This window comes from Parabacteroides sp. KHUB-01 (assembly GCF_056640935.1).
The window spans coordinates 290,236-302,216 of sequence record NZ_CM153256.1 but is presented as its reverse complement, the minus strand read 5'-3'; the positions used below and the strand labels follow the sequence as shown (position 1 = coordinate 302,216).

Here is an 11,981-nt window from a genome sequence, read left to right as displayed (position 1 = left end):
GCTTAATAGTTAGACTTTGTCTTCTGTTCAATATCCTTGTTTATCAATGTTCTCCAATTGACTATCAAAAGGCCATGAGGATTATTCTCTGTTCTTGGAACTTGCATCAGTTTACCTGTAGTCACCAATTCTCTCATGAGTATGTTACTACGTCGTTCAATTCGCTGTCTACCATAATAGGTAAACTCCATATTAGGCTTATCGAATTTGATACTGTCACAGAAGATACTGAAGACGGCACTTGTACCTAAGATGTTAGAATAAAATCCACGTTCCTTCAAAGTATTGTACTGGGCTAATCCTGATTCATCAATAAAATACATGGCTTTTTCCATTGTATGTTTGATGTACTTGTCATCAGGAGCCAGTGTAAAGAAGTAATGGTGAAACATTTCAACATGACTCTTGGCTTCTACATCAAGTGTCTCTTCCATTGTCGTACGATTGACAAGGATAGGCACATTGCCATCAAGTACATAGACTTTCTTCTGAGCATCTGTAACCATTGTACGAGCTGTCCAAATGCTGGAAACGCTTATCAGAATACATCCAATCAGGAATGCTGTACATATAATTCCGACAAGTTTTATCTTATTCTCTAAATTCTTGATTACCATAACTTATGCACTTTGTTTTTTTAATAGCAAATACTCTTTTCTCAGCATCTTAATAATGGTGATATTGGTCTCCTTTACCAATGGATCAAAGTATATTGCGAATACTTTTGTATAGAAACCCTCATAATTCAACTGAGTAAATACCCACCAGATGATACTTTCTCTTTTAGCTTTGTTCTTCAATAGCTTTGCATAGTGAAGTTTGCACGATAAGTATTCTACCAATGGAACAACGTACTCGTCGTTTCCATCAAAGCCTTCATCCAACAGTTCAAAGAAGTGGTCATACGCACCATTCAATAGAATTTCTTTTATTTCTTCATTGATTCTTGTGTTACAGTAATCACAAAAATTCTCATCTTTGAGCCAATGCTCAATCTTCTTTTCAATCTTCATAATTTTTATTTTACAGTTTATGTTATCTCATCATAGAGGTCATTGCACCAGTTGCAGACATCTTGGCCTGACTAGCAACACCTTCACCGAAATTTCGGGTTGAGAATGCTGTCTCACCTTCAGGAATCATCCATGCAGCTAAGTCTGGAACAAGGTTCAAGCACTTGAGTGCTACGATAGATGCAGCCATCAAGTAACCAGCTGAGAAGAATGAGTTCTGTAGATATGAAGCCATAGTCTGTTCATTAACAGTGATTGCAGCAAGGTTCTCGACCTGAATGCACAATACGATGTCAAACAGTAGCAGAACATAGAAGCCAACAAAGTATAGCATAGCTCCATAAAAGTGTACCGTCAAGTATCTCGTCAACCACTTTGCCCAGCTGCTTTCCCATTTCGGTAATAGGCTGAATGCCCATTGGATCGGTCCGAATATCGTCAACATGCCTAGAAGAATCTGTTGGCAGTAAATAGTCGCCCATTAGCCAATGTATGCAAAATAAGGGAAAATAAAAACAAAGAAAATCCATGTAATTACTGATTATCAATATATTATAAATAGATAATGATTTCTATTGTATTCCTTAAAAATCGCTATTATTCACCATTTTTGTTACCTAAAACGATACTCATTTTCGGATTATTTCGTATCTTTGTGCATGGATATAAATCACTGACTGACAATGGGAAGAAAAAAGAAATCATTGATAGAGAAATCTCCGTTCAAGTTACGCCACCGCAAACTGGCGGACGGGCGTTTATCCCTGTTTCTTGACCGTAGCGTGAACGGCGGGCACGAGTACGAGTTCCTGCAACTCTATCTCGTGCCGGAGACATCCACCCAAGCGAAGCGGCAAAACGCGCGGACACTCCGCAAGGCGGAAGACATCCGGCGTGAGCGGGCGGAAGCACTGCTCAACGCAAAGGTGGAAGCGGTGCCGGAAAGCACATCCTCCGACATGCTGCTATCCGACTGGATGGCCATTGTTCGTAAGAACCACGAGCACCGGGGAGCGCGTGACCTGAACGGTATCGACAACGCCCGCAAGAACCTGTTGAAATTCCGTGTGGATGTCAGGCTCTGTGATGTGGACAAGCAATTCTATCTTGACTATATCGACTGGCTCCGCTCTTCCTGCAAGACCGCATGGGGCAAACCTGTATCTCCCAAAACGGCGCATTCCTATTATACGACCTTGCGCACCGCATTGAACGAGGCCGTCCGTGAGAACCTGATTGCCTCGAACCCGTGGTACAGGCTGGAAATGACCGAGAAAATCAAGGTACCCGAGAGCAAGCGGGATTTCCTGACCATCGAGGAAATAAAGAGGATGATGGCCACGCCGTTCTTTAACGAGCAGGTACGGCAGGCATACCTGTTCTCCTGTTTCTGCGGGCTGCGTATCAGCGATATCCGAAAGCTGCGCTGGCGTGACCTCTCCATGTCAGGTGGACAATGGCGTGCATCGGTGGTGATGACGAAGACCATCCATCCCGTCTATATCCCCCTATCATCCCAAGCCGTGAAATGGCTGCCGGAACGAGGGGACTGCACGCCCGACGGCCTTGTTTTCGGAGGACTGCCCAATGAAGGCAATCTTTGTGTCAATCTCAAGAACTGGGCGGAAAAGGCCGGGGTGAAGAAGAACGTGACCTTCCACACGGCCCGGCATTCATGCGCGGTGCTGCTGCTGACGCTCGGGGCGGACATCTATACCGTTTCCAAAATTCTCGGCCACCGTTCCGTGCGTTCCACGCAGGTTTACGCGAAAATTGTGGACAAGAAGAAAGACGATGCAATCGCATTGGTTGACAACGCATTCTAAATACATCATAATATATGGCAACAACAAGGAAGGCAACCAGACTCAAAGAGCCAGTGAAAGTGCGCACCAAGAAGCTCGCCGACGGCTCGGAATCCTATTATCTCGACATCTACATGGACGGCAAGCGCAGTTACGAGTTCCTGAAACTGTACCTGCTGCCTGAAATCAATTCCATGATCAAGGAACAGAACCGGGCCACCAAAGCAGCGGTGGAGGCCATCAAGTCGAAACGCATCATCGAACTGACCCACTCGAAAGCCGGGCTGAAAAAGACATCCGTCCGTTCCAAAATGCTGCTGGACGACTGGATGGAAACCTATCTTGCCGAACAGGAACGTAAGGGCGCAAGAGGGCTGAAACTGTTGCGGACGGTCTGCCGTATGCTTCCCCTTTACAGGAAAAAGGTGAGGATGCAGGAAATCGACAAGGAGTGGTGTCTGGATTTTATCGACTGGATTCAGCATACTTACAAAACTCGGTGGGGTAAGCCGCTTTCTCCCAAAAGTGCAGCGGACTACGTGGGCTATTTCTCCACCGCCCTCAATGCCGCTGTCCGTGCCGAGGTCATCCCGGAAAACCCGATCATGACACTTGCAGCCACGGAACGCATCAAGGTGCCGGAATCCAAGCGTGAATATCTGACCATTGACGAGATAAAGGTTCTGATTGACACCGAGTGTCCCCGTGAGGACGTGAAGCGTGCCTATCTTTTCTCTTGCTACTGCGGCCTGCGGTTGAGCGACGTGTACGCCCTGCGGTGGAAGGACATCATTCTGGACGGGGAACAATACCGGATGTCAACCGTGATGAAGAAGACCACCACACCGATTTACCTGCCTCTTTCCCGCCATGCCATCCGCTGGCTGCCCGAGAGAAACGGAGAAGGCAACGAATTAAAAATATTTGACGGATTGCCTGCCGAGCCCAATATCAACAAGGTATTGGCCAAGTGGGTGGAGACGGCCAAAATAGCCAAGAAAATCACCTATCACACCAGCCGCCACACATTCGCCACGATGATGTTGACGCTTGGTGCAGACCTCTATACGGTATCGAAACTGCTCGGACATGCCAACGTGAAGACCACGCAGATTTACGCGAAAATCGTTGACAGCAAGAAAGTCGAGGCGGTCAATCTGGTGGACAGCGTGTTTGATTAGCAGGATATTTTGAGAATCATGCCATTCCAGGCGATATTAAAATTGAGAATCGTGTTGCATTGTTCAATTATTGAGATTTGTGCAATTTCTTAATGAAAACATTTTGAGATTCGTGTTGATTATACTATCTTTGCAGACGATTGATAACGATGCAGCTATATGATATTCAAAAGGAAAATATATGATGAGCTTCTGCAATGGAAGCGGACGGACGAGGGCAGGACAGCCGTGTTGATACAAGGGGCGAGACGTGTCGGGAAATCCACCATCGCCAAAGAATTTGCGGAAAACGAATACGAGACCCATATTCTGGTGGATTTTGCCGCGTGTTCAGTAGAAATCCGGGAACTGTTCAACGATGTTTCCGACCTTAACCGTATTTTCATGCGTCTACAACTGGAATACAGTGTCGAGTTGAAGGAACGGAAGTCTGTCATCATTTTCGATGAAGTCCAGCTTGCACCCAAGGCGAGGCAGGCAATCAAGTATCTTGTAAAGGACGGCAGATATGATTACATGGAAACCGGTTCGCTGATTTCGATCCGTAAGAATGTCAGGGACATCCTGATTCCGAGCGAGGAAGTCAAACTCCACATGTTTCCCATGGATTACGAGGAGTTCAGGTGGGCATTGGGGGACACCGCCACAATCAGGCTGCTCCAAGGATGTTTTCACGGCAGGACGTCCATGGGTGACGCCACGAACCGCAAGCTGATGCGCGATTTTCGGTTGTATATGCTTGTCGGCGGTATGCCGCAGGCTGTGGCCGCTTATCTTGAAACCAACAATCTGGAAAAGGTGGACAGTGTAAAGCGTTCCATCATAACGCTGTATGAGGATGATTTCAACAAAATAGACCCCACAGGCAACGCTTCCAAGATGTTTCGCCAGATTCCGGCCCAACTGACGAACAACGCCAACAGGTATCTGGCATGGAGCGCAACGGATGGTACGCGTAATTCCGTACTGGCAGAAATCATTTCCGAAATCAAGGAGTCGATGGTCGTCAATATGGCTTACCATGCCAACGATCCGAGTGCGGGAATGGCATTGCATCAGGACCCCAACAAATACAAGATGTTCACGGGTGATACCGGACTGTTCGTCACCCTCGCATTCTGGGATAGGAAATTCACAGACAATACAATATATCATAAACTTTTGAGTGACAAGTTGAGCACAGACCTCGGGTATGTTTATGAGAATGTGGTGGCCCAGATGTTGAAAGCCGCCGGACACGAGTTGTACTATTATACCTTCCCTACTGAAAGTGGAAAACATAACTACGAGGTGGATTTCCTGATTGCGGACGGTGACAAGGTGAGCCCTGTCGAAGTCAAATCATCTGGTTATAAGGCGCATACCTCGCTGGACGCCTTTTGCATGAAATTCTCTTCTCGGATAAGGAACAAGTATCTGGTTTACACGAAAGACCTGCGCAAGGACGGGGACGTGCTGTATCTTCCCGTATATATGACCATGTTTCTATGATTATGAATAACTGTATGCTACCCGATATTTTACAACGATTGCGTGAGGTGAACACGCTTCTCGCCACTTATAAACAAGGTGAACTGTCTTTTGAACAAGCCTTGCCGCCATCCTTGTTCTATCAGGATTTCAATGACACGAATATTCTTGTCAAGGAGGCGGCCTGTCTGGTAAGGGAGAACCCCGGAGAGCTTCTGGAATTTTCTTCTTCCCTCTTTTCGGAAACGGACAAATACCTCTCGCTTGACAGGACACCGTTGCAGAAGGTGGACTTTGCAGCCCTTTTCGAAGAACACCTCAAACCTTTTGAATTCCGGTACGAGGAAACGAAAACCGTCGCCACCGGACTCTGGCGCAAGTATTCGGCCATGAGCAACCGGCTGGATTTCCTACCGCTGGATTCGGAAGAATACAAGTCACTCGACGCGGAATGCAGCGCGGCAAAGGCGGAGTATGACGAAGTCCACGCGCACGCGAACCTATTATATGAAGAATGGCAGCAGGAGCGTGACCGGTATTTCTGTGTCTGGTGCTTCAAACCGGTATTCCTCGACGTATTGGTAGAACGCCTGAAAGGAATCGCCGGGAGTATCATCTCCGATATCGGGCGCATGAAGGAGGGCAAGCCATGAACGCCTTGCTGCAAGAGACATCCTCATGGACGGATACCGTTGACCTCGCCCTGTGCCTGTTCATCTACGAGGTGTGCAACGACTACCAGTTCGACTTCCTGCCGGGCAGTGACTTCGTGAACTTCCTGAACCTGAAACCCGCTTCACGGGCCGTCACCGTGCGCCCGAAAGAGAACCTGCGTGTCTGCTACATGGTGTTCTCCGTCTCGCAGACCATCAAACCACGGGAACGTGGAAAACTCTGGGCGGAAGAGTTCCTGAAACGTTGCGGCATATCCAAGTCGTACTACGACAAACACCGCAGCGACGTTTGCGGCAAAGGTGCCACAAGGGAGAATCAGGATTACCGCAAGGCCATCGACAAGGCCATTGAAAACGCAAAGCGGTTGAACCGTACCCCATAGCCGCCCGCCGCTTCCCCATACGATATAAAAACGACAGACCGTAGCCATGCGCTATACCGTTCATACACAACGGTATGGCGCATTTTCTTTTTCATGCACTTTCCCCATTTGTCCCACATTGGGCCACTTCAGGTCAAACTTAACTTTGCATCGGAAACAGAAGAAAGGAAAAGGCTGACAAACAGCGTTTTCCGGTTTTCCGAGAGAACAAGGAACAATTAAGGAACCATCAAAAAATGAACGAATATGGAAAATGAACGCAACCTGATGACCACCACGGAGGCGGCCCGGTATCTCGGGCTGAAACCCAGCTATCTCTACAAGATGATGATGCGCCGTGCGATCCCTTACTACAAGCCTAACGGCAAACTGTGCTTCTTCGCCAAGGAAGACCTCGACGCGTGGCTGAAACGGGTACGGGTGAAATCGCAGGACGAGATCGACAGCGAGGCCGCACGCTATCTGGCCGGACGTGAGAGGAACAAATGATTTATTAACGAATGATTAAAAATGCACATGGACAATCTGACGAACAAGGAGCCGGGTATCGAGGATAGCACGGTTCAGGATTCCGCAAACAAGGAACAGAAGAAAAAAGAGAGCAGGCCCGTGATCGGCGCGAAAGCCCAGACCATTCTGGAGTTTCTCCGTGCCTGTTCGCCCTACGAGGCCGACTCCATCCGGGTGATGGTCGGCTACGGCACGGGGCAGGGTGACATCGACACGATTGAGGCTACCGACATGCTGGCCGTCAACCGCTTTCTCAACCACGGGCTTACCCGTGAGAGCGGGACAAGCAGCGAGGCCGTGATGAGACACCGTCAGGAGCGCGTGCAAAGACTGATGGAAGCGGTCAAGGGCTTTGTAGACATAGGCCAGCTCTGCCGTATCAGTGTCGCGCTGATGAAAATCTCGTCCGACTTCAAGGCGGTGGAGGAAGCACGGCAGCACCTGCAATCCCAACCCTCCACGAACGGAGGGAAGAACTGAAACCAAACCGGAACGGGACGTCGGATGCAACCGCAGGGGACAAGGAAAATTCCATTCACGGCATTTTACCAAAACCGTTGCCAACCATTCCGCCGTTCCGTTCCCTTATCTACGCTAAATGATACAGGAAAACATGAAGGACAAGGAAACATATCTTTTCAGTAAGCCGCAGGGATTCCGGACAATCCGTTTCCACCTTGCAGCAGAGGCTATCGAATGGCTCGACGGAACAACGAAAGATGACGATGACAATGCAATCGGCAATCACACTCTCTTTTATAACCTACTTTCACGTATGCGTTTAATCCCCGGCAGGGACGGTTCATTCCGCAGGCCGCAGGAGCTACAGGCCGGACAGTTGCAGTTCTCGGAAACCGGACTTGCGGAAGAATGGCACATGGGGAGGAAAAAAGTCCGCAACCTGTTCGCCACGATGGAGAGGCTGGATCTGATAGCGGTAAGCAGCACCAAAGTCGCTTCCGTGGCCTCCGTGACCTGCATAGAGGGCTGGACTGACAGGCAGGGCAGCTATGTGGGCAACCCTTACCATACCGCCCCGAATGGCATTTGAACGGCACTTGAACGCCCCCTGAACAGCTTTTGAACGGTATCTATCTGGCAGTGGAGGCACGCCGCAGGGAAAGCAAAAACGTCTTTCAGTTTCGAGATATGCCAAGGTATCACCTCCCTTTGGTCGGTCATTCCTCGGCGCTCTCGCGGCTCACTGGCAGTTCGCCGGTGGCGGCGCTCGCAAGCTCGCACCTTATTTATAACCCTTTTTAAGACAATGTTTATGACAGAAGAGAAACAGAATATACAACATACACCCTTTCCGCCCGAGGAAGAGAGGCGCACCGAGTATGTCGGCGCCAAGGTCACCCCGGGACAGAAACGGCATATCCGCCGCCTCGCCGACGAGTGCGGCATGACCGTCAGCAACTACATGCTGGCAAGGGCTTTCGGTTACAGGCCGAAGGCGAGGCTGACGGCAAGGCAGGAGGCCGTCATGGAAACCCTTATCGGTTGCCGGAGCGACCTTCTGAACTACACCTCCGCGCTCCGCGGCATGGCCCCGGAGAAGCGCAGGCAGATGTTCGGCAGCTACCCGTTCATGCTCGGGTGGCTCAAGGAACTGGGCAGGCTCGCCGAGCGCATCACGGGCGTGCTCGACAGGCTACGGACGGACAACCGCCTGCCCGACGGGACAAGGAACGATAAAGACGAGGAGGAGGAACCATGATAGCAAAAGCGAAATCCATCTCCCACGGGATAAACGACATCAGCTATATCACGGGAGAGTCGAGGAACAAGAAACACCCCGAGCGCATCTTCCACGTCAAGGACAATCTGCTGCCGCCCGGTTTGGACGCCACGGGAATATGGGATTCCATGCGGCTGACGCTGGACAAGTTCAAGAAGGTCAAAAATTCCGTCATTCGCATCGAGGTCAGCCCCGCACCGGAGCACACCAAAGACTTCACCATCGCCGACTGGGAAAAACTGTGGGACGACTTCATCAGAGAGTTCGACAACATCGAGCTGTATGACAAGAACGGCAGGACGTATTCCCCGAAAACCAACCTCACGGGCAGCAAGGGCACGGTGCGGCTTCATCTGGAATCCAAGAGCGGCATTCCCCACCTTCACGGCGCGTTCTGCCGCATCGACGAGCAGGGGCGCATCAACAACGACCATGACATCCACCTGCGTGCGCAGCGTGCCGCCGAGCGTGTGGCCCTGAAACGGGGCTGGACTACCGCCGCAGAGGTGCGGGACACGAACATCGGGCAGGTGAACCGGGACTGCATGGAAATCCTGCAATCCATGGAAAGCTGGTCATGGCTCGAATACGCCGCCCGGCTACGGGACAAGGGCTACGAGCTTTGGGAACTGCAGGACGGCAAGAACCTCTTGCGCGGCTATGTGTTGAAGAAAGGCAACGCCCGGTACAAGGCTTCCGAACTCGGCAGGGGGCGCAACCTCATGGTGAGCAAGCTCGAAAGCACGTGGAAGAAGCTGCACGCGGCTCCCAAGGCAAAGGCCGTTTCGACGAGACCCGCCGCAGGCACACCGGCACCGACCACCGCCCGCCCTGCACCGGTCAGGGCGCAAGGAACGGCACCGCTTCCGCAATATACCGACTACCGCCCCGGCACTGTCCCGTACCGTATCGGCGACGACAGGGAAAGCCCCGGCTACTTCATACCCGACGAGGCCCTGAAAGTGTTCGACGAGGAGTTCGACTACCGCGAGACGGCCAACAGCCGCGAGCTCACCGACAGGGCGGTGGCCCTCTTCGTGGGCATGATGTCGGCGCAGGCCGCACCCTCCGGCGGAGGTGGCGGCGGTTCCAGCGACCTGCCTTGGGGAAGACGCGAGGACGAGGATGACCGGGAATGGGCCCGCCGCTGCGCCCGGGAAGCGGAAAGGATGATCGGCAGGAAACCCAAGACCGGACGAAAACGATAAGAGACATGGGTAAGGACAGATTCGATTTTTCAGAAATAGACGCGGCGCTCCCGGCAGCCGAAAGGATGCAGGAGAAAGACCGCCTGACCGATACGCTGGAAAACAATTACAAGGCCGTCGGTATTTTGAGCGACAGGGTGGAGAAACTCGAAGGCAGGCTCTCGGAAGTCCTGCCCGGACTGGACGAGGCGGTCTCTTCCCTGCGCGAAGCGAATAAAATTACCATTAGCGAGGAAGCCCGGCGGACGCTTGAGCAGGAAGGTGAGGCGGTTTGCCGGAAGATGGCCGAAAGGATCGACAAGGAGAGCGCCAGACTGCTCGAACGCCTTTCGATGCGGGACCGCGTGGTGATTTCCGCCACCGCCTTCTGGTGCATGATAGAGGTGATTGTTTCTCTTTTGGCGGCTTTCGCCTGTATCTGCATGGCCAATGCCAAGTTTATACACAGCCTCATGCTGTGGAAAGTGCTCGGTTATACGGCAGGCTTTTTTGTCGTCTGCGTTGCGCTGACCATTTTTACATACCACAAGTTAAAACGCTGACTATGGTACATTATCAATTTAAACAATATAAGTATGACTACGACAGTAAAAGCAAAATTCCGCCCCTCGACGGTCAAAGACCGTCCGGGCACTATCGTCTATCTGGTAACTCACCGCCGTATTGCCAGACAGATCACTACCAGTTACAAAGTGTTCCCACGCGAATGGGACGAAAAGTGTTCCGAACCGATAGCGGCAGGCAATGACAGGCGTGCAGCTATCGTGCAGTCGATAACCCGGAAGTTACGTTCGGACATGGAACGATTGTCGGCAATCATAGAACGGTTCGAGAACCTAAGCCGTAATTATTCATCGGATGATGTGGTAGAAAAGTTCCGGCGTACCGGAAAAGAGAACACCCTTTTTGTTTTTATGGAGGGTGTCATCGAACGGTTACGGCAGTTGAATCACTCCGGTACCGCCAAGAATTATAGTGCCGCGCTCGGCAGTTTCAAGCGGTTCCGTAATAACGAGGACATCCAGATGGAAGCAATAGACCACATACTCATGGAGGATTATCAGGCATATTTGGCTTCGTTGGGAGTCGTACCCAATTCCATTTCCTTTTATATGCGTATTCTCCGCGCAGTCTATAACCGTGCCGTGGAGCAAGAACTGACCATAGACCGGAATCCTTTCCGCACGGTGTTTACCGGAGTGGAGAAGACTCGCAAACGAGCCATATCAATCAGTGACATCAAACGGATCAGAGACCTTGACCTCTCGCTAAAACCCAATCTTGAATTTGCCCGCAACCTCTTCCTTTTTCTTTTCCTTTGCAGGGGAATGTCATTCATTGACGCGGCGTTCCTGAAGAAGTCGGACATTCAGAGCGGCATACTGACTTACCGGCGGCATAAGACGAACCAAGTGCTTCACATCAAAATCATAAAACCAATCAAAGAACTGGTTGACCGTTATTCAAGCAATGATTCCCCTTACTTGCTTCCTATTATAACCCGTCCCCACTGTGATGAACGCAGGCAGTATGAAACGGCATTGCGGCGCGTAAACAAATCCCTCAAAACCATAGCCGGCATGGTTAAACTGCCGATACCGCTCACGACGTATGTCAGCCGCCATGCTTGGGCGACCATTGCCAAATCGAAGAATATACCTGTCAATGTCATTTCGGATGCGCTCGGGCATGATTCCATAGCCACCACGCAGATATATCTGGCTTCGATTGACACGTCCACTATCGACCGGGCAAACGAACTGATTATTAAGGATCTGTAAGGGGGAATGATTGTCAGACAAAATTATCTGTTTCTTATGAAGAAACGGATTTCCGATGTAAAAATATGAAAAAATCCAGAATAGTATGCTATTGGAATATGGAAATTTTCACAAGTTGTGCTCGAAAACATAATTATTATCAAACAAACGAGTCTTTAATCTCTGATATAGTGCAGATTGTCAATGTCTTATGCAAGACGCCCGTTTCTTCATAA

14 protein-coding genes and 1 pseudogene are annotated in these 11,981 nt (G+C 50.4%); 12 read left to right on the top strand and 3 right to left on the bottom strand.

Features of this window, described 5'->3' with window-relative positions; all coding sequences use genetic code 11:
- Nucleotides 1-2: 2 nt before the first annotated feature.
- The 3 genes and pseudogenes from traK to ACYIAR_RS01360 form a co-directional block, all read right to left on the bottom strand.
- Nucleotides 3-617: a conjugative transposon protein TraK gene (gene traK, locus ACYIAR_RS01370; RefSeq protein WP_413552111.1), complete on the bottom strand. Its 615-nt coding sequence runs from the start codon at nucleotides 615-617 to the stop codon at nucleotides 3-5.
- A gap of 3 nt (nucleotides 618-620) precedes the next feature.
- Nucleotides 621-1,013: a hypothetical protein gene (locus tag ACYIAR_RS01365; protein WP_480331644.1), complete on the bottom strand. Its 393-nt coding sequence runs from the start codon at nucleotides 1,011-1,013 to the stop codon at nucleotides 621-623.
- Nucleotides 1,014-1,035: 22 nt separating this feature from the next.
- A pseudogene (locus ACYIAR_RS01360) lies at nucleotides 1,036-1,494 on the bottom strand (hypothetical protein); the annotation flags it as partial.
- Between the two features lie 202 nt (nucleotides 1,495-1,696).
- Here ACYIAR_RS01360 and ACYIAR_RS01355 point away from each other — a divergent pair.
- The 12 genes from ACYIAR_RS01355 (at nucleotide 1,697) to ACYIAR_RS01300 (ending at nucleotide 11,766) form a co-directional block, all read left to right on the top strand.
- Nucleotides 1,697-2,839, top strand: coding sequence for a site-specific integrase (locus ACYIAR_RS01355; RefSeq protein ID WP_005867876.1), 1,143 nt, complete (start codon nucleotides 1,697-1,699; stop codon nucleotides 2,837-2,839).
- Nucleotides 2,840-2,853: 14 nt separating this feature from the next.
- Nucleotides 2,854-3,999, top strand: a complete 1,146-nt coding sequence (locus tag ACYIAR_RS01350; protein ID WP_005867874.1) for a site-specific integrase — start codon at nucleotides 2,854-2,856, stop codon at nucleotides 3,997-3,999.
- A 159-nt stretch (nucleotides 4,000-4,158) separates the two neighbouring features.
- Entirely contained in the window at nucleotides 4,159-5,490 is a 1,332-nt protein-coding gene (locus ACYIAR_RS01345) for an ATP-binding protein (RefSeq protein ID WP_005867872.1), read from the top strand.
- Entirely contained in the window at nucleotides 5,487-6,122 is a 636-nt protein-coding gene (locus ACYIAR_RS01340; RefSeq protein WP_008777912.1) for a hypothetical protein, read from the top strand. Before ACYIAR_RS01345 ends, ACYIAR_RS01340 begins: the two co-directional genes overlap by 4 nt.
- Entirely contained in the window at nucleotides 6,119-6,526 is a 408-nt protein-coding gene (locus ACYIAR_RS01335) for a hypothetical protein (RefSeq protein ID WP_005867869.1), read from the top strand. Before ACYIAR_RS01340 ends, ACYIAR_RS01335 begins: the two co-directional genes overlap by 4 nt.
- Before the next feature lie 246 nt (nucleotides 6,527-6,772).
- Complete coding sequence (locus ACYIAR_RS01330) at nucleotides 6,773-7,015, top strand: helix-turn-helix domain-containing protein (RefSeq protein ID WP_005867868.1); 243 nt, start codon at nucleotides 6,773-6,775, stop codon at nucleotides 7,013-7,015.
- A gap of 27 nt (nucleotides 7,016-7,042) precedes the next feature.
- Nucleotides 7,043-7,516 (top strand): hypothetical protein, encoded by a 474-nt coding sequence (locus ACYIAR_RS01325; RefSeq protein ID WP_005867867.1) that lies wholly within the window; start codon nucleotides 7,043-7,045, stop codon nucleotides 7,514-7,516.
- Between the two features lie 133 nt (nucleotides 7,517-7,649).
- Nucleotides 7,650-8,087 carry a hypothetical protein gene (locus ACYIAR_RS01320; RefSeq protein WP_005867866.1) on the top strand — a complete coding sequence of 146 codons (438 nt, stop codon included), beginning with the start codon at nucleotides 7,650-7,652 and terminating at the stop codon, nucleotides 8,085-8,087.
- A 222-nt stretch (nucleotides 8,088-8,309) separates the two neighbouring features.
- The gene (locus ACYIAR_RS01315; RefSeq protein WP_008777909.1) at nucleotides 8,310-8,756 is read left to right on the top strand and encodes a plasmid mobilization protein; all 447 of its coding nucleotides are present in this window, start codon (nucleotides 8,310-8,312) and stop codon (nucleotides 8,754-8,756) included.
- Nucleotides 8,753-9,985 carry a hypothetical protein gene (locus ACYIAR_RS01310; RefSeq protein WP_005867863.1) on the top strand — a complete coding sequence of 411 codons (1,233 nt, stop codon included), beginning with the start codon at nucleotides 8,753-8,755 and terminating at the stop codon, nucleotides 9,983-9,985. The genes ACYIAR_RS01315 and ACYIAR_RS01310 overlap by 4 nt, the downstream gene beginning before the upstream one ends.
- A 5-nt stretch (nucleotides 9,986-9,990) precedes the next feature.
- Nucleotides 9,991-10,527, top strand: coding sequence for a hypothetical protein (locus tag ACYIAR_RS01305; RefSeq protein WP_005867862.1), 537 nt, complete (start codon nucleotides 9,991-9,993; stop codon nucleotides 10,525-10,527).
- A 33-nt stretch (nucleotides 10,528-10,560) separates the two neighbouring features.
- The gene (locus tag ACYIAR_RS01300; RefSeq protein ID WP_005867861.1) at nucleotides 10,561-11,766 is read left to right on the top strand and encodes a tyrosine-type recombinase/integrase; all 1,206 of its coding nucleotides are present in this window, start codon (nucleotides 10,561-10,563) and stop codon (nucleotides 11,764-11,766) included.
- Nucleotides 11,767-11,981: the final 215 nt, after the last annotated feature.

Excerpts from the sequence above, each read along its gene's own strand:
- traK (WP_413552111.1), bottom strand. The coding sequence starts at position 617 with ATGGTAATCAAGAATTTAGAGAATAAGATAAAACTTGTCGGAATTATA.
- ACYIAR_RS01365 (WP_480331644.1), bottom strand. The coding sequence starts at position 1,013 with ATGAAGATTGAAAAGAAGATTGAGCATTGGCTCAAAGATGAGAATTTT.
- ACYIAR_RS01355 (WP_005867876.1), top strand. The coding sequence starts at position 1,697 with ATGGGAAGAAAAAAGAAATCATTGATAGAGAAATCTCCGTTCAAGTTA.
- ACYIAR_RS01350 (WP_005867874.1), top strand. The coding sequence starts at position 2,854 with ATGGCAACAACAAGGAAGGCAACCAGACTCAAAGAGCCAGTGAAAGTG.
- ACYIAR_RS01345 (WP_005867872.1), top strand. The coding sequence starts at position 4,159 with ATGATATTCAAAAGGAAAATATATGATGAGCTTCTGCAATGGAAGCGG.
- ACYIAR_RS01340 (WP_008777912.1), top strand. The coding sequence starts at position 5,487 with ATGATTATGAATAACTGTATGCTACCCGATATTTTACAACGATTGCGT.
- ACYIAR_RS01335 (WP_005867869.1), top strand. The coding sequence starts at position 6,119 with ATGAACGCCTTGCTGCAAGAGACATCCTCATGGACGGATACCGTTGAC.
- ACYIAR_RS01330 (WP_005867868.1), top strand. The coding sequence starts at position 6,773 with ATGGAAAATGAACGCAACCTGATGACCACCACGGAGGCGGCCCGGTAT.
- ACYIAR_RS01325 (WP_005867867.1), top strand. The coding sequence starts at position 7,043 with ATGGACAATCTGACGAACAAGGAGCCGGGTATCGAGGATAGCACGGTT.
- ACYIAR_RS01320 (WP_005867866.1), top strand. The coding sequence starts at position 7,650 with ATGAAGGACAAGGAAACATATCTTTTCAGTAAGCCGCAGGGATTCCGG.
- ACYIAR_RS01315 (WP_008777909.1), top strand. The coding sequence starts at position 8,310 with ATGACAGAAGAGAAACAGAATATACAACATACACCCTTTCCGCCCGAG.
- ACYIAR_RS01310 (WP_005867863.1), top strand. The coding sequence starts at position 8,753 with ATGATAGCAAAAGCGAAATCCATCTCCCACGGGATAAACGACATCAGC.
- ACYIAR_RS01305 (WP_005867862.1), top strand. The coding sequence starts at position 9,991 with ATGGGTAAGGACAGATTCGATTTTTCAGAAATAGACGCGGCGCTCCCG.
- ACYIAR_RS01300 (WP_005867861.1), top strand. The coding sequence starts at position 10,561 with ATGACTACGACAGTAAAAGCAAAATTCCGCCCCTCGACGGTCAAAGAC.